This is a genomic window from Paenibacillus glufosinatiresistens (assembly GCF_031470375.1).
Lineage (GTDB): Bacteria > Bacillota > Bacilli > Paenibacillales > Paenibacillaceae > Paenibacillus_AQ > Paenibacillus_AQ glufosinatiresistens.
The window spans coordinates 1-24,090 of the sequence record NZ_JAVFHT010000015.1; the positions used below are offsets into that span (position 1 = coordinate 1).

Genomic DNA, 24,090 nt, shown 5'->3' on the forward strand with positions numbered 1-24,090 from the left:
CTGAATATTGTTTGAGCTTCTGCCCTTTAAACGCCATAAAAATGCACCCCTTAGATTTTATCGGAATAACCAGGGGGGTTTTCCAATGTCTATTCTAAGGGGTGCACTTCACAGTCGCTTCCGGGGCTCTCCAGCAAGGCGGCAGCTTCAGCCCGCAGCCGCAGGGACAGGCGGCGAAGCTCGGCTTCCCGGCTCGCGGACCGGCGGTTCAGCCAGGCTTCATACCGCTCCGCGATCTCCGGCAGGCGAAGCCACTCTTCCGTACGGATCAAGACCGGTCCGGACGCCGAATATTCTCCTTCCCGCTTCTCGCGCAGTTCCCGCCGCTCCTGCCGGCCTTCCCGGAGGACCAGGAAGGCCGGCCGCGGATCGCGGTAAGACAAGGAAAAAGACGGCCCGGACGCCGCAGAAACCGCCATCTCTTGCGGCGGTTCCGTGCGGCTGTCCCACAGCCGTCCCAATGGATCGAAAGAAGAAGGATGCTCCTTCGGTTCATACTTCATGTTAATCGCACCGCCTTTTTCGCAAGGTACTACATACATACGGGCAACCGTCCCGATTTATGCAGAAGCGATAAAAGCGCGCTGATCCCGGAGAAGGGGCAATCAGCCCACCGTCACCTCGACCTGGCTGGCCTTGATGGCCTGGCCGAGATCATACAGAATATCGTCGATGTTCTCTGTGCCGATGGACAAGCGGATCAGCTCCGGCGACACGCCGGCAGTGACCTGCTCGGCATCGGTCAGCTGGCTGTGCGTCGTGCTGGCCGGATGGATAATCAACGATTTGGAATCGCCGACATTCGCAAGATGGGAGAACAGCTCCACGTTCTCGATCAGCCGTCTGCCCGCTTCGCGCCCGCCCTTGATGCCAAAGGTCAGAATCGCTCCCTGGCCCTTCGGCAAATACTTCTGGGCCAATTCATACGAAGGATGGCTCGGCAATCCGGCGTAGCTGACCCACTCCACATCCTCGTGAGCCTCCAGATACTGGGCTACCCGGAGCGCATTCTCGCTGTGGCGGGCGACCCGCAGATGCAGCGTCTCCAGGCCCTGAATCAGCTGCCAGGAATTGAACGGAGAGATGGCGGCGCCCACATCGCGCAGCAGTTGAACGCGGGCTTTGATAATATAGGCAATCGGCCCCAGCGCCTCGGTATAGACAAGGCCGTGGTAGCTCGGATCAGGCTCGGTCAGGCCGGGGTACCGCCCGCTGGCGGCCCAGTCAAATTTGCCGCTGTCCACGATGACGCCCCCGATGGACGTCCCGTGTCCGCCGATAAATTTCGTAGCCGAATGCACAACGATGTCCGCTCCGAATTCAATGGGCCGCAGCAGGTACGGGCTGGGGAACGTATTATCCACAATGAGAGGAAGTCCATGCTCGTGGGCAATGGCCGCAACCGCTTCAATATCCAGCACGTCGCCGCGCGGGTTGCCGATTGTCTCGCCGAAGATGGCCTTCGTCTTCTCATTGATGGCCGCCCGGAAATTCTCGGGATTGGAAGCGTCCACGAACCGTACTTTGATGCCGAGCTTCGGCAGCGTGATCGCGAACAGATTGTAAGTGCCTCCGTACAGGCTGGAGGAGGACACGATCTCATCGCCCGCTCCGGCGATGTTCAGAATCGAGAAGGTAATCGCCGCCGACCCCGACGCGGTCGCAAGCGCGCCCGCTCCGCCCTCAAGCGCCGCAATCCGCTGCTCGAAGACATCGGTGGTAGGATTCATCAGCCGGGTGTAAATATTGCCGAATTCTTTCAGGCCGAACAGATTGGCCGCATGCTCCGTGTCCCGGAACCCGTAAGAGGTGGTCTGGTAGAGCGGGACGGCGCGGGACCCTGTCACCGGGTCGATCTCCTGGCCGGCGTGAATGGCGAGGGTTTCAAATGCGAGCTTGCGTTCTTCTGTCATCTTGTAAGCCTCCTCCAAATATTAGTAGCGAAAAAATGGTTACCCCATTCTCTCATATCTCCCGTTGCTTGGAAATAGGAAATTCACATTATTCGGGTCAGAATTATATCATTTATTTTTGGCACTTCAAATACCCCGACAAACAATTGTTTATCAGGGTAGTGTTTTATCGAAGCGCAGCGTTCAATCGTTGGCGGAAGCCCGGTTAAGAGGAGCCTCCGGATTAGTAACCGGAGGTATTCTGTTCGCCCTTGGCGATGGCTACGCCGCCGCTTGTTCCGATGCGCGTAGCACCGGCGCCGATCATAATCAGCGCGTCTTCGGCGCTGCGCACTCCGCCGGAAGCCTTGACGCCGATGTCCGGGCCTACCGTCCGGCGCATCAGGGCAATGTCTTCCTTGGTGGCTCCCCCGGTCGAGAATCCGGTGGACGTCTTCACATAGTCCGCTCCGGCTTGCACAGCCAGTTCGCAGGCCCGCACCTTCTCTTCGTCCGTCAGCAGGCAGGTCTCGATAATGACCTTCGTCAGCGCTTTGCCCTTGGCCGCTTCCACGACGGCGGCGATGTCACGCTGTACCAGCGCATCGTCTCCGCTCTTCAACGCTCCGATGTTGATAACCATGTCCACCTCGCCTGCCCCTTTGGCAATGGCATCGGAAGTCTCGTATGCCTTCGTCTCCGGCGTTGAAGCGCCCAGAGGGAATCCGATTACCGTACAGACCTTGACTTCAGGCGTATCCTTCAGCACTTCGCTGGCCACGCTCACCCAAGCCGGGTTCACGCAGACCGAAGCGAACTTGTAGAGCTTGGCTTCTTCCGCCAGCTTGACGATATCTTCCTTCCGGGCATCTGCCTTCAGCAGTGTATGGTCAATCATTCGCGATAATTGGGGTGTATTCATAGTGTCTTATCCTCCATGGCCTTCCGATGAAGGCGAATTTGCTTCCCTGTAATCATACCAATTGATCGTCCATTTGCAAAGGAACGGCATTCCGGCTTATGAATCCCAGTACCCAGGGGCCCTTCCGTTAATATGTAGTTTTTCTACACATTCAGGTCTTATATCCTAAATATTTCTTGCCTTGCGTCCGATAAAAGATAAAGTGGCGAACGAATTGCCACTTTTTGTCGCGTCATTTTGATAATAGGAGAGGAGCCATTTTAATTCATGGGTACATTCAATCTCAACACAGACAAAAATGCAAGCACACTGAACGTCAAGGTAGGAGGGACCTTCTCCACCGAGGACGCCGAGCTGTTCATCGCCGACTATAACCGGGCGATTGGCGCTTTCGATCCGAAGCAGTACGAGATCATCCTGGACTGCACGGAGCTGAACGTATCGTCTCCCGATGTTCTGCCCATGCTGGAGCAGTGCTTCATTCTCTACAAAAACTCCGGCTTCAAGAACGTAGTCTTTACCATTAAACGCAACCCGATTCTCAAAATGCAGCTGTCCCGCGTCGCACGTACGACACAGCTTCAGCATTATGAAATCCGGGAAGTTTAAGAGGTAACTTCTATGGATATTTCGGTCTCGATTCGACAGGCAGCCTACTATCATCCCAAGAAAATTGTCCATAACGATTATTACCTGGAACACTTCGATCGCCAGGGCAAGGACATCCGCAATTTTATGGCCGCAATGGGCCGGGAGAACCGCTATATTGCCGACCCAGCCGAAGAGAATGCGTTAACGATGGGTGTTCAGGCGGCTCAGCGCGCGCTGGAGGCCTCCGGTCTCGCCGCCGAAGATATCGATATGTTCGTATTCGCTACCCAGACGCCGGAATATACGTACCCCACCAATTCGCTGCTGCTTCATAACCGGCTCGGCGGGAAGCACCGGGCGATCACGATGGATTCCAACGCCAACTGCGCCGGCATGGTAACCGCGGTCGAACAGACCAGCCGGTATATGCGCGGCAATGAGCAGGTCCGCTACGCCCTCGTTGTCGGCTGCGACTTCAGCTCCGTTCACTGCAACCCGGACGATGAAGTTACCTACGCCAATTTCGGCGACGCGGCTGCGGCCGTGATTCTCGAGAGGGGCGGCGAAGGCCAGGGTCTGATCGACTCGCTCTATTACACGGATTCCGACCTTCATGAGACGATCACTTTCCCTGCCTGCGGCAGTTCCAATCTGTACCGGGAAGGGATTCAGCCCCGCGATATCCATATCCGGTGGCTTCCGTTCGACGGGACCGTCTGCGTCGATGCCGCCATCGCGGATATCCGCACCCTGCTGGAACGCAATCACCTGACACCGGACGATATTTCGGCATTCTGCCTGTCCCAGTTCTCGCTGAAGAATATTGAACTGATGCAGGAAGCTTTGGGACAGTCCAAAGAGAAGTTTATCTACGTCGGCGACGAATTCGGCTATACCGCCACGAGCAGTCCGTTTATCGCCTTCCAGCGCGGAGTCGAAGACGGAAGAATCCGGCGCGGAGATTACCTGATCTTCTGGTCGGTCGGGGCCGGCTGGCAGATTCCGACGATGCTTCTGCGCTACTAGGAGCGCTGTCTCCGCATGCCTCTGTAAGTCTTGCGTCTTGCAGGGGCATGCGACTGCACACACTTATCTTGAATCAGCAAAGCCGCGAGTCCGGGGGAAATCCCCGTCATTCGCGGCTTTGCTGTCGTTGCCGGGACGGACTGCCTATTTAAGGAGTTCGGACCGCTTCCGCCGGCGAACGGCGCGCTCTATACTCCTACCTTCTGCGCCTTCCTCCATCCGCCGTAAGCGGTAAGCTCCTCCGCCTCCTGAACCGCATAGGCTTCGCAGACAAAGCCAGGGACCGCGCTTCCGTCCTCCAGCTCGATTCGGCCGATTCCGAGCGGAGCGGGAATTCCGGCGGTGAAGAGGCCGAAGGAAGCCGCCGGCATCTCCCATAGTTCCAGCGCAATCGAAGCGCCTCCCGACGCAGTCCGGACAAGTCCGGGCTTGGCCGGCTCCGTAGGAAGACGGTACAGCCGGTAGCAGGCAGCGGTTGCGGCTTCCTCTACAAACCGGGCTCCGAAGCCGGTCATCTGCGGCTCCAGCGCCATTCCGCGCATATGCAGCCCGCAGACGGCCACCCGGATGTACGCCTGCTGCTGCAGAAGGAACCGGGAAGCCGGCAGCAGATTCCCCTCTTCCCCGGGAACAGTAAACAGCGTGACGCCAAACGGCAGATCCGGCCCTGCGCTGCCTGCCGGAACGGCGATGGCACTGAGATCGAGCAGATTGCAGTGGTTGGTGTACAGCCCCATCGCGCTGTTCGCGCCTACCGGGTCGGCTTCGGCCTGCTCCCGGGTCCAGGTTCCTCCGCAGGTCGGGAGGACCAGCACCGCTCCGCCCAGCCAATCTCTCACTTCCGCCTTGATTGCGGCCAGACGGTGCTGGGCTTCGAACAAGGAGGCGGCGCTGTATTCCGGCTTCGCCCCCGAGCGGAGAATGCGTTCGGTGACCGGGAGCGCCGCTCCCGGATGCTCTTCAATGAAGGAAGCCAGATCGCTCCAGCGCTCGGCGACGAGCGGCCCTTCGTAGAGCAGCGCCGCCGCTTCCTGAAGCGTTCCGGTCTTCACTTCGCGGACTTCGGCTCCCGAGCGAAGAAGCCTGTCCTTCGCCCCGTCCCAGGCCGCTTCATATTCTCCGGCAAAGGGGCCGTAGAATGTAAGCGGCTCCTCCGGCAGCAGCCATACCCCCGGCTGCCCGGGACGGTTCAGCGGACGGTCCGCCGAATACGGATCGCCTGCGAGCGGACCCCGGACCGCCCGGTCGACGGCGGCGGCCTCATCGGGAGTCCGCGTGAATACCGTCACGCAGTCGATGCTCCGGCAGGCGGGAATGACGCCGGCCGACGGCCAGGCGCCGACGGCCGGCTTGTAGCCGACCAGACCGTTCAAGGCCGCGGGGACCCGCCCCGAACCGGCGGTGTCCGTGCCCAGCGCGAACGCCGCCTGCCCCCGGGCGACAGCGACGGCGGAGCCGGAGCTGGACCCGCCGCTGATCAGCTCCGGGCGCAGCGCGTTGCGGGTCGCGCCGTAAGGGCTGCGCGTTCCGACCAGGCCGGTGGCGAACTGGTCGAGATTGGTTTTGCCCACCGGAACCGCTCCGGCTGCGATTAACCGCTCGACGACGGCCGCATGGGACTTGGGCGTATACTCATAATCGGGACAAGCCGCCGTCACCGGCCAGCCCGCCACTTCAATATTGTCCTTCACCGCGAACGGAATTCCCCAGAGCGGGCACTCCGCGGGATTCAGCTCCTCAAGACGCTCCAGATAGGGCGCGATGCGCTCCGCATCCGGCTCTGTGATCCAGATCTTCATCTCCCGGTCGCGGACTGCCCGTTCAACCACTGCTAGGATGACCTCCCGGGGCGTGAACGCGCCCGACAAGTAGCCGCTCCGCAGCGCATGCAGCGTCAGTTCTCCCGGTACCGCCTGAATGCTCATGATGCCGTCGCCTCCTCTTCCTGTTCGATCGGATAGATGGCCGCGATGCAGTCGCCGGCCCGGACCTGGTCTCCGGACTCCACATAAATGGAAGCGATGATGCCGTCGCACGGGGCGGACTGCGCGAATTCCATCTTCATGCTCTCTTCAATGACAACCGTCTCGCCCCGGCGAACGCGCTGTCCCGGCTCGACGAGCACCTTCCAGACGCTCCCGGACATAGTGCTGTTCATCCCCAGACTCCCGCCGGGCAGCGCCTCCTGCTCGCCGTGGGAAGCGGGCTCCGGTTCGGAGACGTGCTCGGCGATGCCAAGCCGCTTCCAGAGGGCTCTCTCTTCCTGAAAAGAAGCCTGCTGCTTCCGGCGGAATGCCGCCGACTCTTCCCCGATCTCCTCCAGCCAGTTCAGGTAATCTCCCAGATTGAAGGTCGTCTCTTCAATCTCTACGGCGAATTCCCCGCGCGGGAATTCGTCTCTCATCCGCAGCAGCTCTTCTTCCGAGACCGGATAGAAGCGAATCTGATCGAAGAAGCGGAGCAGCCAAGGCTTGCCCTCGGCGAAATTCTTTGTCTGCCGGAATTTGTTCCACATCTGAACGGTCCGGCCTACGAACTGGTATCCGCCCGGCCCCTCCATGCCGTAGACGCAGAGGTAAGCGCCGCCGATCCCGACCGCATTCTCCGGCGTCCAGGTCCGGGCGGGGTTGTACTTGGTCGTGACCAGCCGGTGCCGCGGGTCCAGCGGTACGGCGACCGGGGCGCCGAGATAGACATCTCCCAGCCCCATGACCAGATAGGAGGCGTTGAAGACGACCTCGGCAACTTCCTCCAGCGAGCCGAGTCCGTTCATCCGGCGGATGAACTCCAGATTGCTGGGGCACCACGGCGCGTCGGGGCGGACGTTCTGCTGGTAACGCTCGATGGCGAGCCGGGTAGCCGGATCGTCCCAGGAGAGCGGCAGCTTCACAATCCGCGACGGGACCTCGATGGAATCCAGCGGCGGAAGGGCGCGGTCAATCTCCAGAATGCGGGCCGCGGCTTCCTTGACGGTAATCCGGGAAGCGTCCAGATGAATCTGGAGAGAACGGATGCCCGGCGTCATCTCGATGAAGGGAATCGCTCCGCTGTCCTTCACGCCCTGCATCAGCACGTAGACCTGGAACCGGTACAGGAGATCCAGCTCCCGGTCGCCATATTCCACCAGAATGTTCTCGTCGCCGGAGCAGCGGACGGCAATCGCGAACCGCCGACCCTCTTCTTCATAGGCGATGAGCGGCGCATACGCGCCGGAGGAGACTTCGGGCAGCTCCGGCAGCGGCGCCGCTTCTTCGCCCAGCCGGTCCAGCCAGGCTTCCTGGGCGGCCCGCAGCGCTTCCGCTTCCTCTACCGTGATCAGCCGGAAGCGCACCTTGTCGCCGGGCCGGAGCTGGCCGATCTTCCACAGCTCCGCCGTTGCGGTGGTGACCGGACAGACGAACCCGCCCAGACTCGGGCCGTCGGGGCCGAGCAGAATCGGCATGTCGCCGGTCAGGTCCAGCGCGCCCACAGCATAGGCGTTGTCATGAATATTCGACGGATGCAGGCCGGCGTCTCCCCCATCCTCCCGGGCCCAGAGCGGGGCAGGCCCGATCAGGCGGACGCCGGTGCGGGAGCTGTTGAAATGCACTTCCCAGGCCGTATCCGTGAGCTGATCCAGATAGCCGGGAAGCAGGTATTCCGCCGTACAATGCGGACCCGGGATGACGCCGATGGTCCACTCCCGCCCGCAGAACGGGCGGCAGGCTTCGTTCAGCGGAGCCAGCGGCCGGCGCTGCGGCCGGCTATCCGCCGCGTGCCGCGGCCCGCAGACCCGGAGCACGGCTCCCGGACGCAGGGCTCCGCCCATATGCCCGCCGAATCCGCCCAGGGTGAAGGTGGCGGCGCTGCCCAGCGTCAGCGGCAGATCCAGGCCGCCCGCGACCAGCAGGTAGCCCCGCATTCCGGTCTGCGCTTCGCCGAGACGCAGCACGGAGCCCGCCCTGGCCTGCACCGGGGTGTACAGCGGCACGGGACAACCGTCCAGCTCGGCGCCCATGTCCGCTCCGCTCAGGCAGAACCGGAGATCCCCCCGGAAGCGGTAGGCTCCGCCGCGCAGCGTCATCTCCAGGCCGGCCGCCGAGTCGTCGTTGCCGAGCAGCCGGTTGCCGATGCGGAAGGCCAGCCGGTCCATCGGACCTGAAGGCGGCACCCCGACGTCCCAGTAGCCGACCCGGCCCGGCATATCCTGGACGGTGGTCTGCACGCCCCCGTCCAGCGTCTCGATCGCCCGCTCGGACGGCAGGAAGCCGTTCAGCATATGGGTGTGCACCAATCCTTCTCCGAAAGCTTCGGTCTGAAGAAATGCTTCAATATAAGCCTGGTTGGTGGTCACCCCGTACACGCGGAGCGTCCGCAGCGCTTCGGTCATCTTCGCAATCGCCCCGCTGCGGGTGTCGGCGTGGACAATCAGCTTGGCCAGCATCGGGTCATAGAGCGTCGTAACTTCAAGCCCCTTCTGAATCCAGGTCTCGATCCGGACGCCTTCCGGCCATAGAATATCGTCAATTCGCCCGTCCCCGGGACGGAAATCATTCACACAATCCTCCGCATACAGCCGTACCTGGAGGCTGTGTCCCTGCGGTGTACGCAGACGCGCCTCCAGGCCCTCCAGCTCTCCTTCGGCTTCGCGGATCATCCATTCGACCAGATCGACACCGAGTACTTCTTCGGTGACCCCGTGTTCTACCTGCAGCCGCGTATTGACTTCAAGGAAGTAGTACGACCGGGCCTCCGGATCGTACAGGAATTCGACCGTACCCGCACTGCGGTACCCGGCGGACCGGGCCAGACGGCGGGCGCTCTCGTGCATATCGCGCCGCACGGTCTCCGGCAGAAGCGGCGCCGGCGTCTCTTCGATAATCTTCTGGTTGCGCCGCTGCACGGAGCAGTCCCGCTCGCCGAGTGCCGCCGCTTCGCCGTACCCGTTCCCGAAGATCTGCACCTCGACATGGCGGGCGCGGGCAATATACTTCTCCAGGAATACCCCGCCGTCATTGAAGTTCGCAGCGGCCAGACGGGTTACGGAACCGAACGCTTCCAATAAAGCCGCTTCATCCGCACAGACCCGCATGCCGATTCCTCCGCCTCCGGCGGTGCTCTTCAGCATGACCGGATAACCGATTCCCGCCGCCTGTCTTGCCGCTTCGGCCGCATCCCGGATCAGTCCCGTTCCCGGAAGCATCGGCACGCCCGCCTCCTGCGCCGCCTGCCGCGCTGTATGCTTGAGTCCGAACAGCTCGATGTGTTCCGGGGAAGGGCCGATGAAGACGATGCCCCGCTCTGCGCAGGCCGCGGCAAAGGCTGCATTCTCGCTCAGAAAGCCATAGCCGGGATGAACGGCATCGGCTCCGGTCTCTTCTGCAACCCGCAGAATCAGGTCGGCGTTGACATAGCTCTCCCGGGCCGGGCCTTCGCCGATCAGGACCGCCTCGTCGGCCTGCAGGACATGCAGGCTGTCGCGGTCCGCCCGGGTATAGACGGCTACCGAAGAGATGCCCATTGAGCGCAGCGTACGGATAATCCGGACGGCAATCGCGCCGCGGTTGGCAATCAGCACTTTGCTAAACATGGCGTTCCTCTCCTTCCGCATTCCAGATCAGCACCTGAGCCGGCGTCGGGTTGTAGGCGTTGCACGGGTTGTTGAGCTGCGGGCAGTTGCTGATGAGCACCGTCACCTTCGCCAGCGCCGTCAGCTCTACATAGCGTCCCGGACCCGATACGCCGTCGGCGAAGGTCAGTTCTCCCTCCGGCGTGACCGGCACATTCATGAAGAAGTTGACGTTCGGCGCCAGATCGCGCTTGTCGAATTCGCTGCGGTCCGACAGCATCAGCATGAAGGTATCCCGGCAGTTGTGCATCGGCAGCTTGTCGTGCGCATAGCGTACCGTGTTGCTCTGGGCCGAGCAGGCGCCCCCGATCGTATCATGGCGCCCGCAGGTATCCGCCGTAATCTTCATCAGCTCCCGGCCGGATTCGGCCAACAGCACCGAGCCTGTCGTCAGATACAGATTGCGCTGGCGGGCAATCGTCCGCACCGCGCTGTAGCGGTCGCCGGGGTCCTCGGTGGAGTAGAACAGCGTGTCCACGGCCTGATTGCCTTCCAGATCGACGATGCGAAGCGTCTGACCCGGGAGCAAGTCTCCCATCCAGCCCTCTCCGGCCGGAATAATCCGGTCATAGACCGCCTCCGCCGCATTCTTGCCGCTGCTTACCGGTTGAAATGTGCTCATCACAGGTTCGCTCCTCTCATCAGCCATTCGGCATTCCAAGTGTTCTCAAAAGCGCGCCGGTTCTCGGCGCAGTGATTGACGCAGCGATCATCCGCCTTGACGGGCAGCGCCTCTTCCACCGCGATATTCACCGCAGCATCCGGATACACTCCCGAGGGATTCAGCGGATGCGGAGTGTTCGAGCAGATCAGCAGCACATCGGTCTCCGTCCGCAGCGTCACCGACCGGCCGGCCGAACCGGAAGGGATATAGCGCATCGTCCCGTCCGGCTCGCAGATGACACGGGAGAAGAAATTGACCGGCGTCCCCATATCCCGGGGAGTCAGATTATGGCGGAACAGCTCCACCGTCAGATTCTCTTCCCCGCTGCGCAGCCAGGCGTTGCGCTCGTTCTGATAGGAGGTGGGTCCGTACTTCCGGTCGGTCTCCGCCCGGTCGGTATACCCGCCCAGCGGATCATGCCAGCCCGCCGTGTCCTCGGTGATCGAGGCCAGCACCCGGCCCTGGTCGCTCATCAGAACATGCCCCGCGCTATAGTAGGCGGTGTGCTGCGCTTTTAAGGAATCCGGCATATTGTAGCGTTCCGAAGGATCGGCGGCCTGGTACAGCAGAACGGCCAGATTCGCTCCGTCTCCGGCAGCGGTCAACGTAACGGACTTGCCTCTGCCGATGCGGGCGGACCACTTGCCTCCCGGCTGCAAGGTAATCGAGAATGCGGCTGTCATCTGAATTCCCCCTGATTCGTTCGAGTTTGGATACAAAGAAAAAGCCCGGGAGAAGCATCAAAGTCGCCTTTGATGGATTCTCCCGGGCTTTTATCCCGCCGTGTACACCGGCTTGCTGGAAGCCGATGCGTCTTCTCTCGGACCAGCCGACCCCTGCTGGAGGAGCCCGGAACCCTAGAAGACTTTGCTATGAACTTTCTTGTGTAATTAATCCTAACACATAAATTTCCGTTCGGCAAGAAACCTGACCGTATTTTTTTGTAAAAGACGGATATTTCGCTCCGACTTGCAGTTTTCATTTGTGTTTTTTGTCCGTTTCAAACATATGTTCGGATGTAGCCGCGAAAAAAAGACTTGATTTTTTGAAAAACCCCTGCAAAAATGTGAGGTGTCATGACACGGGTGCCATTTCGCTGCGGATTCATTAAAAGTACGGAGGGATGCAAATGTCCGAAAACCTAACATTAAAGAGAAACTTGTCTCTGTCCCATGTTGTGACGATGGGGCTGGCCTGGATGTCGCCGATGATCTTCTTCACCAGCTTCGGTGTTCTGCACGACGGCTCCCACGGCCAATTGCTTGCAGCTTATATGCTTGCCTTCATCGCCATTGTGTTCACGGCATCCAGCTATGGCCAGATGTCCCGTGCTTTTCCCGTCTCGGGCTCCGCCTATACGTATGTCAGCCGGTCCATGAATCCCTTCATCGGATTTCTCGTCGGCTGGGCCGTTCTGCTCGACTATATCTTCTCCTGCATCATTGCCGTGCTCATGTTCGGAATCAATCTTCACGCCCAGTTCCCTTCCGTCCCCTCCTCCGTATGGATTGTCCTGCTTACGATTGTGGTCATGGGCATCAATATTGCCGGCATCAAGGAATCGGCCAATATCAGCAAAGTGTTCGTCCTGATGCAGATTCTCTTCATCGCCGGCTTCTGCGCGCTTCTCGTCTACAAGGCCCTTCAAGGCGGCATGACCGGGGGCTTGAACCCGCTGGCCGCCGGCGAAGGCGTGTCCTTCTCTTCGATTCTGGCCGGCGCGTCGCTGGTCTGCTTCTCGTTCCTCGGCTTCGATTCGATTACCACAATGGCCGAAGAGACCCGGGACCCGAGCCGGACCATCCCCCGCGCCATCATGATTATCGTTCTGCTGGCCGGGCTGATGTATTTCGCCACCGCCTATCTCATTCAGCAGATGTATCCGAACTTCGCCTTCGGACATATGGATTCCGCCGGGTTCGAGCTGATGCAGTCCATTGGCGGCAGTGTGCTCGCCTCGATCTTTACTTTTGTCATCATCTTCTCGATTCTCTCACAGGGCATGTCCTCCATGACAACCGTGACCCGCCTCCTGTTCGTCATGGGCCGCACCTCCCTGCTCCCGAAGCCCTTCGCTTCCCTTCATCCCAAATTCCGCACGCCGGTATTCAATATTATTCTCGCCAGTCTGATCTCTCTCTCCGCGCTCTTCATCAGCCTGGATACCGCGATCAAGTTCGTCAACTTCGGCGCGCTTACCGCCTTCCTCTTCGTCAACCTGTCCGTCATTTCCCACTACATCATCCGCCGCAGGCAGCGGTCTCCCCGGGATCTGCTGATCCGGCTTGTCTGCCCGCTCTTCGGCTCCGGCTTCGTCCTGTACCTTATCACCCTGCTCGATACCGGCTCTCTTGTTCTCGGCGGAGGCTGGCTGCTGGCCGGTCTGGCCTTCTATGCCCTGCGGGGAATCAAGATGCGGCAGGCCGCTTCGGTAGCCAAGGCTGAAGGAATGGCTTGAAGAGACGAATCGCGCCCCCTACTGTCCCCCTCTTTCGTAAAAAGGCGTTCCTCCGCAAAGGGAGGAACGCCTTGTCATGTCTTGTCTTGTCTTTCCGCTTCTTCCGCTCCGCTTCCGCGCAGGCGGCTTACTTCCCGCTGAGCGAATTCACATCGATAAACGGCGTGGCGCCGCCCGTAACGCTCGGCAGCTTGCCGTCCCACTTCTCCACCGCCTGTTCCTGGACTTCAAGCTGTTTGAGCTGAACCAGTTCCGGCGTGACCTCCTGCTTCTTCAGCTTCAGCGATTCCGCCTCCGCCTGCGCCTGGGCGATCTTCTGCTTCGCTTCAATCTGGACCCGCTTGAGGTCATTCTCCGCCTTCAGCGCCTGCTGCTGGGCAACCTGCTTCGCTTCGATGGACTGATTGAACGCATCCGAGAATTTGAAATTCACGATGTTGATCTCGTTCACGATCAGATCATACTTGGCCAGCCGCTTCGTCAAATGGTCGCTGATCTCCCCGGCTACCAGGTCGCGGCGCGTAATCAGATCTTCCGCCGGATAGCGGGCCGTCACTTCCTTGACGATCTCCTGGATCGCCGGATTGATGATCACCGTATCGAAGTTGCCCCCGATGTTGTTCATCAGCGTGAACGCCGTCTCCTTGTCGACCGAATAGTTGACGGCTACATGCGTCGAGACCGGCTGCAAATCCTTCGAGGAAGCCGAAGTATCCGTCTCCGTCTTCGCCACCTGGGTGTTGACCTGGATCACCTGCTGGATAAAGGGAATTTTAAAATGAATGCCGGGCGTCAGCACACTGTCATTCAGCTTGCCGAACGTCTTGTACAGACCGACGTGACCGTATTGGACGGTCGTGAAGGCGTTGCCTCCGATCACCAGCACCAACAGCACCGCAGCGCCTGCCCCGATCAGCCGGCCCGCCCGTCTGCCGCGAAACTTGGGGTTCAATTCCATGTTCATTGCGGATCCCTCCTTGTTCTCATGCCGTACAATACGAAGATCGCAGCATTTGGATGCAAAATTCGCCCGGCCGGGAATTCGCGGACGCCGCCCGCTCAGGACCGGCTTCTAGTCGTCCGCTCCTTTGCTCCGCTTCCGCTTGCGGTACACGGACGGCGTCGGGATTGCCGCCTTCCACCGGATCGAGGCCGTTCCCCAATATTGCACTGCGCTCGTTCCGGCTGTGCCGCGACGGTCCTGATCCATGACAAAGCCCCCCTTCGGAAGCGCTGAAATCGCGCTTTCGAAGGGGGGCTTCCGCTTGTCTGCCCTTATTGACGGAACAGGCCCGATGCCTTCACGTCATTGTAGAATTGATTGAATTCCTCGATATTGAGCTGCTGTGCCGCATCGGACAGCGCCGTTGCCGGATCAGGATGGACCTCGACCATAATGCCGTCGGCTCCGGCCGCCAATCCCGCCTTGGCGCAAGGGACGAGGATATCCTTGCGTCCGGTGGAATGGGTCACGTCCACCAGAACCGGCAGATGCGTCTCCTGCTTGAGAATCGGCACCGCCGAGATATCCAGCGTGTTGCGCGTCCACTTCTCGTACGTGCGGATGCCGCGTTCGATCAGCATCACTTCCGTGTTGCCGCGGGACATGATATATTCCGCAGCGTGGATGAACTCCTCCAGCGTCGCCGCCAGTCCGCGCTTGAGCAGGACCGGCTTTCTGACTTCGCCCGCCGCTTTCAGCAGTTCGAAGTTCTGCATGTTGCGGGCGCCGATCTGGATCACATCGACATAATCAAGCGCCGGTTCAATATGAGCCGGGTCCACGATCTCGCTGATCGTCAGCAGGCCGTATTCATCGGCAGCTTCGCGGAGAATGCGCAGACCGTCCATGCCGAGGCCCTGGAAATCATACGGCGAGGTGCGGGGCTTGAAGGCGCCGCCGCGCATGACCTTAATGCCGGCTTTGGCCAGCGCGGCCGCTACGGTACGGGTCTGCTCCTCGCTCTCGACAGAGCAAGGTCCCGCTACCATCAGAGAAGCCGCTCCGCCGACGAGCACGCCCTGCGGAAGCTCGATGACGGTGTCTTCCTTGCGGGTCTTGCGGCTGACCAGCAGACTCTTCTTGTGTTCGGCGCTCTGCAGATCAAGGGAAGCCTGGAAAATCTGTTTGAACAGCGTGCGAATGGTGCTGTTGGTGAACGGTCCCTTGTTGCTAGATACCAGCTTCTCCAGCATTTGCTTCTCACGCTCGGGGTCGAACTTCGGCACGCCCTGTTTCTCTTTGACGGTTCCGATCTCCCGTACAACCTCAGCCCGTTCCGAAATCAGGCTCAGCAGCTCTGCATTAATCTCGTCCAGCCGGTCTCTCAGACGATCCAGTTCAGCATTGCTCATTGTTCATGACACTCCCCTTGGTTAATATAAATTCACTTCGATGCAGACAAAAAGGCCCCCCGCCGCAAGGGACGAGGAGCCGTGGTACCACCCTTATTGGCAACCGGCGCGGGTCCGCTCCAGGCGGCCGATCCGATTCCCATCTTCAATCCGGTAACGCAGGAATGCGGGCCTCTCTACTTCCCGCCGGAGCGGTATTCAAAAGGCCGACTCGGAAGTGAACTTCGGCACGGTCGTCTTGCGAGGCTGCTCTCAGTCTTCGGCAGGCCTTCCCTGGTCCGGACATTCTTACCCGCGCTTACTCTCTTCGTCATCATCTGTCTCGTTTGATCGCCGGCCAAGGGCCGGTTTTCTGCTATCTTACATGCAAAGGCATCCCGGCTGCAAGGCACCGCTTTAAAGTGGAAAAGTTAAATGGTATAATTTTATTGGTTCTTTTGCAATTTGGCTAATGATTCGGACAGGGACGGTCGATAGTTAGTTATAAAGACTTACACAGATAGGTCTTAAAGACCAACTCGGGGTGATGTCGATGCGAACAACAGGGAGGGCGGTGGCCTTAACCGCCACTTTGATGTTCCACTCTTTCTATCTGCTCTATTATCATTTATCCGGCCGCGGAATTGACCCGCTTGACTGGTTCGGGTATCCTCTTCTCCTTGCGCTTGGCTATTGGGGCGGATTGCAGTATGACCGCGCCAATTTCTATGCCCATAAAGATCCTCTCACTCTGCTCTACAACCGGCGCTATGCGGCAAGCCGCATTCCCGCCATGATCCGGACGGCCCGTCGCCGCAGCCGGAAGCTCTATCTGCTGCTGATTGACTGCGATGATTTCAAGCAGATCAACGATACTCTGTCGCACGCCGCCGGAGACCGGCTTCTGACTGCCGTGGGGCGTATTCTGCTCTGCGCTCCCAAAAGAGAGCTTGCGGCCCGCTGGGGTGGCGACGAGTTCCTGATCTGCGGCTATTGCGACGATATCCGGGACATGGAGCAGCGAATAGAAGAGCTGCGCAGTGCGGCCTCCGATCTCTCTGCCGCAACCGGAATGCCGGTCAGCATCTCGGTCGGTTCCGCCCTCTTCCCCGACGACCGTCAGGATCAGCTGGAGCAGCTGCTCCAGCTCGCCGATCGCCGCATGTACGCCCAGAAGAACGGAGGAGACGCGGCTTCTCCTCCCGGCAAGGTCTCCGACAGTGTCCGACGAAGCGGCTGAACCTCTTAAGCAGCACGAACAGGCTGTCCGACGCCTCAGCGGGCAGGGACAGCCTGTCTATATACTGCGTCTGGTCTATGCAATTAGTGGCGTCTGGAATCTCCGGAATTCCGGAAGAACCGGTCGATCATCTCCACCACGTCCTCGCTCTTCAGCGGCTTGCTGAGGTATTCATCCATCCCCGCCTCCAGGCAGCGCTCACGGTCGTCCTTGAGCGCGTTGGCCGTCACCGCAATCATAACCGGCCGGCGCTCCGGCGGGAAGGTGGCGCAGATAATCCGGGCCGCTTCCAGTCCGTTCATCCGGGGCATCTGCACATCCAGAAGCAAGAGATCGAACTCTTCCTCCCGCAGGGCATCCAGCACTTCCAGCCCGTCCTCGACAATTCGGACGCTGTGTCCCCGCTTCTCCAGCATTTTGAGCAGCACCAGCTGGTTCACTTCATTGTCTTCCGCTACAAGAATGCGCAGCCGCTTCGCCGGCGGTTCCAGAGAGGTTGCTTCCCCGGCCGTAGCGGCGCTATGCCCGGGTCCCTTCAGAGCAAACTCCGCCGTGAAGACGAATACAGCTCCCGGTCCCGGCTTGCTGCCGATCTCGATATTCCCGCCCAGCAGCTCAACCAAGCGTTTGGAAATGGCCAGTCCCAGCCCGGTGCCCTCACCCTGCCGGTGCGCCGGCGTATCCAGCTGCATGAACGGCTCGAACAGCCGTCCGCGGTCTTCCTCGGAAATGCCGATGCCTGTATCCTCCACCCGGAACTGCAGCTTAATCCGGTCGTCCCGCCGCGCCACCGGGCTTACTTCTACCCGGACGCTTCCCTGTTCCGTGAATTTGACCGCATTGCCGACGAGATTCACCAGAATCTGCCGAAGCCGCCCGCTGTCTCCATACAGTCTGGCCGGTATGCCTTCCTCGAAGGCGACGCCCAGTTCCAGACCTTTGCCCTCCGCTGAAGCGCTGAGCATATGAATCACCGATTCCACCGTCTCCTGGAGGAAGAAGTCTTCCTCGGTAAGCTCGGTCCGCCCGGCCTCGATCTTGGCAAAATCCAGCACATCGTTAATAATTGCCAGCAGAGTGTTGCCGCTGCTGCGGATAACCTCGAGATATTCCTGAATGAGCGGATCGGGGTAATCCATCTCCAGCAGAAGCTCGGTCATACCGATAACGCCGTTCATGGGCGTGCGGATTTCATGGCTCATTACAGCCAGAAAGTCGCTCTTGGCCCGGCTCATCTGCTCTGCCAGCTCCTTCTCGATCTTGAGCCGTCGCTCTTCGGAAATATCCTTGATGATGAGGTAGAAGCCCCAGCGGTTGCCGCTGATGACGATCGGAGCGACCGTGGTCAGCACCTCGACCGTTCCCCCGTCTTTGCGGTAAATGAGGTCAATGTTCGGCTGTTTCGGAGTGACATCGGCCTCGTAATCCAGAATGCCGCCCATATGGCCTTCTCCGACCAGAATCTCGACGCTCGAGCCGGTCAGTTCCGAGATGCTGTATCCGGTCAGAATTTCGGCGCGCTCATTGCCGTGGATAACCTTGCCTTGCAGATCGACGGAGATAATGGCGTCGTGATTATATTTCTTCAAGGAGGTGTAGCGTTCGATCGTCTCCTGAAGCTGGCGCTCCATCGCCCGCCGTTCCGTAATGTCGCGCGCCTCCAGCAGATAGTTAAGAACGCCGCCGTCATCGACCGGATTTATCTTGAACTCCAGCCATACATCATGTCCATCCGCATGCCGAATCCGCAGCTCCATAGCCTGGTCAAGCGTAACGGAATTCAGCTTCTTCCGGTCTTCGGGATGAACCAGCCCGCGGTTATCGCGTCCGAGCAGCTGCTCCGGCCGGTATCCGAGAACGTCCTGCACCGAGGAGGAACAGTACCGGCACTTCCGGCCGGGTCCCTCCAGATAGACAATATCGCGAAAAGCTCCGGCAATCAGCCGGTATATGGAATCCTCGTATAGGTTGCCGCTGGTTCCGGCCGCCTCTTCATTCGGTTTAATCTGCACACCATTCACCGCCTGTTTGTGGGATCAAACTGGATATGTTGACCTATCAGTATTAAAAAACTGTAATACTAATATGTTGTATATCCCGGTGAAAGTCAATTGCATTCCTGCTTGTCCCTGCGCCTCTGACGCGCATCCCGCCAAAAGGCGGGCGCAAAGCGGCATCCCTCCCCGGAATCCCTTTGCAAATCGTCGCAGCCGCGTCGACTAACGGATATCCAGCAGTTCCTCGACAAGCCGGGTAAACGACCGGATTTCAATCGGTTTGGTGACATAGGCGGCAAAATCCGCTTGGCTCGCTCTGGAAATATCAGACTCTTCCGCAAAGGCGCTGATCGCCAGAACAGGTATGCCTGCGCTCTCTTCCTGTTCGCGCAGCCGGCTCAGCACTTCGTAGCCGTCGATTCCCGGGAGCCCGATATCCAGGATGACGAGCTTCGGCCGATGGGTCCGCACGGCCTCCAGACCCTTCTCTCCCGTCTCGGCGCCAAGAAGGCGCACGTCCGGGAAGTTTTTGCGGAAGATATGATGCATCATCGCCATGTTCAGCGGATTGTCCTCAATATATAACACCGTCCCGTCCGATTCAGTCATGTGCGGTCCTCCTTGTCCCAGGTCTCACGGGGATTTGGCCTAAAATGAAAAAGCCGAAGAAAAGGGCATGCGCCCCTCCTTCGGCTTATGTTCGGCTCATGCGACATGTCCGACTCATTCCCGCCTATCCAGGTATGGCCTATCAATTCTCAGTAAAATGTATACGCGATAACGCTGGTATCCTTCTCGAAGTCCCAATCGACATAAATATCGGATAATTCCTTGCCCAGAAGCGGGGCGATAGTCGTGGTCTCTTCCAGATAGCGCTTCTCCATCTTTCGTTTGGTTGTCTTCAGCGTGTTCTCGTAGCCCAGATCAATCAGTTCCTTCTCCAGAAGGATCAGGATGCCTTCCCGCTTGATGATAAGAGTACGAGGGTTAAGCCACCAGGAATCAATGAAATCCGGCTCCTTCTGGACTTTGCGGCTGACTTCCACAATCTGGGCGTGCACCTCTTCGCGTCCCGCATAATGATCGACGTACGTATCGTCGTTCTTAGTCAGAGCTACGATCATGCCCGAAGCGTTATGTATACCCCAATCGTAAAAAATTTCTCCTACCTCGATGTCCATCTCGCTCTTGAGGAACGAAGACAGTTCGGGAAGAAGGGATTTCATCAGCAGCTCCCGGGTATACCGAAAGGCCTGCTCTTCTTCCTTGCTCAACAAAAAGCGTTCGACCGGTCCGATAAAATTGCGAATGTGCAGCGTAATGCACTGCTTGCCGATAGAGGCATAAATGGATTCCGGACCTTTGCCGAAACGTTCCCGGAGCAGCCTGCCCGCAAAACTGGAAAGCTGGCCCGATAGATCAATTGTGCTCATGCATGTTCCTCCAGCAATAAAATTCAGTTCATCTGAATATCCGGGGAGGGATTTTGCCTGCTGAAAAAACAGTTCGCCCAATTAGTATAATCGCTTGCGAAGGGTTCGTACATAAGAATTTTGACATATTTTTTTGAATTGCCTACAATTAAATAGGAAAGAAAATATCTCGCTGGGAGTGGAGAACAGCTATGAACGCAACCGTCTATGACTACACCGCCCGAACGATCCGGGGAACGGAAATCGGCCTCGACCAATACCGCGGCAAAGTGCTGCTGATTGTGAACACGGCCAGCCAGTGCGGCTTCACCACGCAGTATGCCGACCTCCAGAAGCTGTACGACAAATACGCAGAACAAGGCCTGGTCATTCTCGGATTTCCTTCGAACCAATTCGGCGGCCAAGAACCCGGCACGAATGAAGAAGTACATACCTTCTGCCAGCTTAACTACGGCGTTACCTTCCCGCTCTTCGAGAAGATCGAAGTACGCGGCGAAGACAAGCATCCCCTCTATGCCCACCTGATCCAAGAAGCCGGGTTCCGGGGATTCGATGCTGCCAATCCGGCGGCCCGCATGCTCAAGGCTATGCTGGAAGAACGGAACCCCGGCGATCTTGCCACAGACGAGATCAAATGGAACTTCACCAAGTTCCTGATCGACCGCAGCGGCCATGTGGCCGAGCGGTTCGAAACGCCGGTCGATCCGCTGGACATCGAGCCCGTCATTGAATCCCTGCTCTAGGGCTTTGCCTAAAATTGATTAATAGGAAGGCCGCTTGCCACCCGCCCGCTTCGGGCAGGCAGCAAGCGGCCTTTCTCTGTCTTTTGGCGCCGGCACCGGGTTCTTAGCGGCCTCTGTGGCGCAGCGTGAACTCCTCGAACCAGGGCGTGGTGTCCCGCTCGGCCATCGTATCCGGGACGCCCGGCGACCAGCCGATCTCGCTGCGCCAGCTTCCGAGCAGCCCCGCCGATGCCAGCTCCGCCTCCTCGGCCTCCACCCGCCGCTCTGCCTGCGGCGCGACGTACAGGGCGTCCGCCGGACAATAGGCTTCGCACATGAAGCAGGTCTGGCAGTCCTCCTGTCGGGCGGTCACGGGAAGCTTCGCAGTCCGGTCGAAATCGAAGACATTCGTCGGGCATACCCGGACGCACAGCTGGCAGCCCACACAGCGCTCGGCGCTTATAAGCTCGATCATATCGCCCGCTCCTTTCCCGGAAGGGACAGTTCGGCCGCCGTCTCCCGCTCCAGCTCGCCGGCATGGGGCACCGGCTCCGTTCCGGCAGCAATTGTGCGCACGCCGGACAGAATCAGCCGGTGCGTCTGCTTCGGATCGAGCCGGGGATACTCGGCCAGCGTATGCAGCCCGCGCGTCTCTCTGCGCGCCAGGGCGGCGGTGTACATCCACCGGGCGGCGGCCAGCATGCCCGCGGCTTCGCGGGCTTTGACCCGGTCCTGCACGGCGTCTCCTATCCGCCCTTCCAGCTCCGGCAGCAGGCCATCCAGCCGCCGGAGCGCCGAGCCGATGCCCGGCTCGCTCCGGGCAAAGTTAATCTCCAGCGGGAGTACCTCGCGCTGGATCGCAGCAATCAGCGGCCGGGCCTCCAGCGTCCCCGCCGAGCCGGAAGCGCCGCCGGCAAGTCCGGAGGCGGCGCCGCCCGCTCCGGCGAGCAGACGCGGAGCCTTCCCGAGCGGCAGGGCGTAACGGGCCGCCGCTTCTCCGGCCCAGGCGCCGCTGCACATCGCCCAGGAGGCATTGTACGCGCCGCCGCCCGACACCGCGCCGCATACTTTCTCGCGCGAAGCAGCATCTCCGGCGGCGTACAGGCCGGGGACCGTGGTCTCGCAGCCGGAGCCAGTCAGCCGCAGCCCGCCGGTTCCGCGCATGGTCCCTTCGTAGCGGAGCGTAAGCGGGAACCGGTCCCGGAACGGATCGATCCCCGCCCGTTCCAGCGGCATGAAGAAGATCGGATGGGCGCGTCTCAGGAACTGCCGCTTCTCCTCGGTATCGGCAAGATCCAGCGAAGCATAGACCGGCCCCCGAAGCATAAGCTCCGGAAGGCTGCCGAAGGTGCGGTCGCCCTTCAGCAGCGGCCGTCCCGCTTCGTCGTAGAGCGTTGCCCAGGCGAGCATGCGCCCGCGGGTGACGCTGCCTTCGGCAAAGCTTGGCGCATACTGCCGGGTAAATTCCATGCCGGAGAGATGGGCGCCCGCTTCGGCGGACATGAGCAGCCCCTCTCCGGTCAGCACATTGCAGCCCAGCCCTTTGCTCAGGAAGGCGCAGCCGCCGGTGGCGATGATGACTGCGCCGGCCCGCACCTCCCAGCTCCGGCCGGTCAGCCGGTTCAGGCCGCGCGCTCCGCCGACGCCATAGCCATCGCGCAGCAGCTCCAGCGCGGGCGACTGATCCAGAATGCGCACGCCGGCCCGGCGAACCACCTTCCGCATGAGGCCCATGTATTCCGGGCCGTGCAGGTGGGTGCGCATCGGCATCCCCCGGTCATCCTTCGGAAAGGGGTAGCCCCACCCGCCAATCCGCTCGAGGTTCCGGTCCACCTGATCCAGCACGCGGTGAATCCAGGCATTCTCCGACAGGTAGCCGCCCGCGCGAAGGCGGTCCTGCACCGCCGCTTCGCGCAGTTCGGCCATCGGCGGAACGACCAGCAGCGTCGTCCCGCCGGGCGCGGTCGCCCCGCTTGTACCAAGGTAGCCCTTGTCGGCCAGCACGACCCGGGCTCCCGAAGCCGCCGCGCTCCATGCGGCCCAGGCGCCGGCCGGACCGCCGCCAAGAACCAGCACATCGGCAGTCCACAGTTCATCGGTTGACTTGGACATGTTGTTGCCGTTCAACTCCTCTCATTGAAGCTGCCATTCGGATAGCCGGAAGTCCTTTCTTGCCAGCTTCTCCTCTACGAGAAATTGCTTGGTTCCCTCCAGCAGGCTGGTGCCCTCCTCGGTGAATGCCTCTTCGCGGAGATTCTCAATCGGACTGGTCTTCTTGGCAAGCTCCGGCGTGGTGCTGCCAATCTTGGCCTGAAATGCGTAATATTCGTCCTCGTGCTGCTTCAGATCGGCCAGCGCCTTCTTCCGCGCTTCGTTCCAGACCTGCGGGAATTCCGGGAATTTCTCCAGATACGCCTTGGATACGACCGTTGCGCTCGAGCCGAGCAATTCCGGGTGCCGGGTGGCATCGTCCAGCAGCGGATAGCCTTCGTCAATCTGCTTCAATGCCTGGACGCCGTTGTTCGTGGTGGCGTCGATGTCGCCGCGGGCCAGCGCTGCAGAAGCGTCCGGGATCAGCATGTGGACGATTTTGTAATTCTTCACGCCTTCTTGCTTCAACAGACCGACGAGATAGCGGTGCATGAAGGAGCCCTTCTGAGTGGCAATGGTCTTGCCCTCCAGGTCCTTGACGCTGACCGGCCCGTTCTTTCTGGCAATCAGGTAGGCGACGTTGCCGACCGAGCTCTGGGCGATCAGCCGGGTCTTGGCGCCGCCGGCATAGGCGATGATCGCCGGGGTGTCGCCGAGGCTGCCGACGTCGAGCCGCCCGCTGATCAGCGATTCTGTCTGATCGGGTCCGTTCGGGAATCCGGTCAGCTTGATTTCGGTGATGCCGTGTTTCTTCAGTTCTTCCTGAATGATGCCTTTATAGAGTCCCCAGCCTTCGGCTCCGCCGGGCAGATTGAGATCATTCGCTCCGATATAGCCGTAATTCAGCACCGCGGGTGCTGTGTGCTTACCGGCTTCCGCTCCCGCCGCCTCAGCCTTATTCCCGGCCGAACCGGTTCCGCCATTGTCTCCGCAGGCGGCCAGCGCCAGCAGTGAGAGCGCCGCGGCCGTCGCCAGCAGCAGCCGGAGCAGCGCCGGCCGGTTGAATCTTCTACTCTCGCTTGTACGATATGCCATTATAAACTCCCCCTGTT

General features: G+C 60.1%; 21 protein-coding genes and 1 riboswitch. Of the genes, 5 read left to right on the forward strand and 16 right to left on the reverse strand.

All coding sequences use genetic code 11. The features are described from left to right. Positions 1-89 precede the first annotated feature (89 nt). From RBI05_RS14675 to deoC, 3 genes are all read right to left on the reverse strand, one after another. Positions 90-503, reverse strand: coding sequence for a hypothetical protein (locus tag RBI05_RS14675; protein WP_310551653.1), 414 nt, complete (start codon positions 501-503; stop codon positions 90-92). Between the two features lie 102 nt (positions 504-605). Then, on the reverse strand, positions 606-1,913 hold the full coding sequence (locus tag RBI05_RS14680; protein WP_310551654.1) for a homocysteine synthase: 1,308 nt from the start codon (positions 1,911-1,913) through the stop codon (positions 606-608). Positions 1,914-2,136: 223 nt separating this feature from the next. Continuing rightward, the gene (deoC, locus tag RBI05_RS14685; RefSeq protein WP_310551655.1) at positions 2,137-2,814 is read right to left on the reverse strand and encodes a deoxyribose-phosphate aldolase; all 678 of its coding nucleotides are present in this window, start codon (positions 2,812-2,814) and stop codon (positions 2,137-2,139) included. 267 nt (positions 2,815-3,081) lie between these two features. On the opposite strand from deoC, the gene RBI05_RS14690 reads away from it, so the two are divergent. After that, positions 3,082-3,423, forward strand: a complete 342-nt coding sequence (locus tag RBI05_RS14690) for a hypothetical protein (protein ID WP_150459298.1) — start codon at positions 3,082-3,084, stop codon at positions 3,421-3,423. Between the two features lie 12 nt (positions 3,424-3,435). Beyond that, positions 3,436-4,431, forward strand: a complete 996-nt coding sequence (locus RBI05_RS14695) for a ketoacyl-ACP synthase III (protein WP_150459299.1) — start codon at positions 3,436-3,438, stop codon at positions 4,429-4,431. A 188-nt stretch (positions 4,432-4,619) separates the two neighbouring features. On the opposite strand, the gene RBI05_RS14700 is transcribed toward RBI05_RS14695, so the two are convergent. The 4 genes from RBI05_RS14700 to RBI05_RS14715 are packed head-to-tail and all read right to left on the reverse strand — an operon-like array spanning position 4,620 to position 11,386. Further along, positions 4,620-6,356, reverse strand: coding sequence for an allophanate hydrolase (locus tag RBI05_RS14700; protein ID WP_310551656.1), 1,737 nt, complete (start codon positions 6,354-6,356; stop codon positions 4,620-4,622). After that, entirely contained in the window at positions 6,353-10,000 is a 3,648-nt protein-coding gene (uca, locus tag RBI05_RS14705) for an urea carboxylase (RefSeq protein ID WP_310551657.1), read from the reverse strand. The genes RBI05_RS14700 and uca overlap by 4 nt, the downstream gene beginning before the upstream one ends. Further along, positions 9,993-10,661, reverse strand: coding sequence for an urea amidolyase associated protein UAAP2 (locus tag RBI05_RS14710; RefSeq protein ID WP_310551658.1), 669 nt, complete (start codon positions 10,659-10,661; stop codon positions 9,993-9,995). The genes uca and RBI05_RS14710 overlap by 8 nt, the downstream gene beginning before the upstream one ends. Beyond that, positions 10,661-11,386 (reverse strand): urea amidolyase associated protein UAAP1, encoded by a 726-nt coding sequence (locus tag RBI05_RS14715; protein ID WP_310551659.1) that lies wholly within the window; start codon positions 11,384-11,386, stop codon positions 10,661-10,663. The genes RBI05_RS14710 and RBI05_RS14715 overlap by 1 nt, the downstream gene beginning before the upstream one ends. A gap of 77 nt (positions 11,387-11,463) precedes the next feature. Continuing rightward, a riboswitch (guanidine-I (ykkC/yxkD leader) is annotated at positions 11,464-11,575 on the reverse strand. 257 nt (positions 11,576-11,832) lie between these two features. On the opposite strand from RBI05_RS14715, the gene RBI05_RS14720 reads away from it, so the two are divergent. Further along, positions 11,833-13,161 carry an APC family permease gene (locus RBI05_RS14720; RefSeq protein WP_310551660.1) on the forward strand — a complete coding sequence of 443 codons (1,329 nt, stop codon included), beginning with the start codon at positions 11,833-11,835 and terminating at the stop codon, positions 13,159-13,161. Positions 13,162-13,288: 127 nt separating this feature from the next. Here RBI05_RS14720 and RBI05_RS14725 read toward each other — a convergent pair whose 3' ends face one another. The 3 genes from RBI05_RS14725 to RBI05_RS14735 all read right to left on the reverse strand — a co-directional run bounded on the left by RBI05_RS14725 (position 13,289) and on the right by RBI05_RS14735 (position 15,516). After that, entirely contained in the window at positions 13,289-14,125 is an 837-nt protein-coding gene (locus RBI05_RS14725; protein WP_223879930.1) for a prohibitin family protein, read from the reverse strand. 108 nt (positions 14,126-14,233) lie between these two features. Next, on the reverse strand, positions 14,234-14,371 hold the full coding sequence (locus RBI05_RS14730) for a hypothetical protein (RefSeq protein WP_310551661.1): 138 nt from the start codon (positions 14,369-14,371) through the stop codon (positions 14,234-14,236). Positions 14,372-14,436: 65 nt separating this feature from the next. Beyond that, positions 14,437-15,516 (reverse strand): bifunctional 3-deoxy-7-phosphoheptulonate synthase/chorismate mutase, encoded by a 1,080-nt coding sequence (locus RBI05_RS14735; RefSeq protein ID WP_150459305.1) that lies wholly within the window; start codon positions 15,514-15,516, stop codon positions 14,437-14,439. A gap of 532 nt (positions 15,517-16,048) precedes the next feature. On the opposite strand from RBI05_RS14735, the gene RBI05_RS14740 reads away from it, so the two are divergent. Then, positions 16,049-16,735, forward strand: a complete 687-nt coding sequence (locus RBI05_RS14740; RefSeq protein ID WP_310551662.1) for a GGDEF domain-containing protein — start codon at positions 16,049-16,051, stop codon at positions 16,733-16,735. Between the two features lie 83 nt (positions 16,736-16,818). Here RBI05_RS14740 and RBI05_RS14745 read toward each other — a convergent pair whose 3' ends face one another. From RBI05_RS14745 to RBI05_RS14755, 3 genes are all read right to left on the reverse strand, one after another. Next, complete coding sequence (locus RBI05_RS14745) at positions 16,819-18,747, reverse strand: PAS domain-containing hybrid sensor histidine kinase/response regulator (protein ID WP_310551663.1); 1,929 nt, start codon at positions 18,745-18,747, stop codon at positions 16,819-16,821. 207 nt (positions 18,748-18,954) lie between these two features. After that, positions 18,955-19,341, reverse strand: coding sequence for a response regulator (locus RBI05_RS14750; protein WP_310551664.1), 387 nt, complete (start codon positions 19,339-19,341; stop codon positions 18,955-18,957). Positions 19,342-19,490: 149 nt separating this feature from the next. Then, positions 19,491-20,165, reverse strand: coding sequence for a Na-translocating system protein MpsC family protein (locus RBI05_RS14755; protein ID WP_150459309.1), 675 nt, complete (start codon positions 20,163-20,165; stop codon positions 19,491-19,493). 191 nt (positions 20,166-20,356) lie between these two features. Here RBI05_RS14755 and RBI05_RS14760 point away from each other — a divergent pair, with 191 nt between their 5' ends. After that, positions 20,357-20,908: a glutathione peroxidase gene (locus RBI05_RS14760; protein WP_310551665.1), complete on the forward strand. Its 552-nt coding sequence runs from the start codon at positions 20,357-20,359 to the stop codon at positions 20,906-20,908. A gap of 103 nt (positions 20,909-21,011) precedes the next feature. On the opposite strand, the gene RBI05_RS14765 is transcribed toward RBI05_RS14760, so the two are convergent. The 3 genes from RBI05_RS14765 to RBI05_RS14775 are packed head-to-tail and all read right to left on the reverse strand — an operon-like array spanning position 21,012 to position 24,073. Continuing rightward, a complete protein-coding gene (locus RBI05_RS14765) occupies positions 21,012-21,362 on the reverse strand; it encodes a 4Fe-4S dicluster domain-containing protein (protein ID WP_150459311.1) in 351 nt (116 codons plus the stop codon). Next, positions 21,359-22,999: an FAD-binding protein gene (locus RBI05_RS14770; RefSeq protein WP_310551666.1), complete on the reverse strand. Its 1,641-nt coding sequence runs from the start codon at positions 22,997-22,999 to the stop codon at positions 21,359-21,361. The genes RBI05_RS14765 and RBI05_RS14770 overlap by 4 nt, the downstream gene beginning before the upstream one ends. Before the next feature lie 21 nt (positions 23,000-23,020). Continuing rightward, positions 23,021-24,073: an ABC transporter substrate-binding protein gene (locus RBI05_RS14775; RefSeq protein ID WP_310551667.1), complete on the reverse strand. Its 1,053-nt coding sequence runs from the start codon at positions 24,071-24,073 to the stop codon at positions 23,021-23,023. Positions 24,074-24,090: the final 17 nt, after the last annotated feature.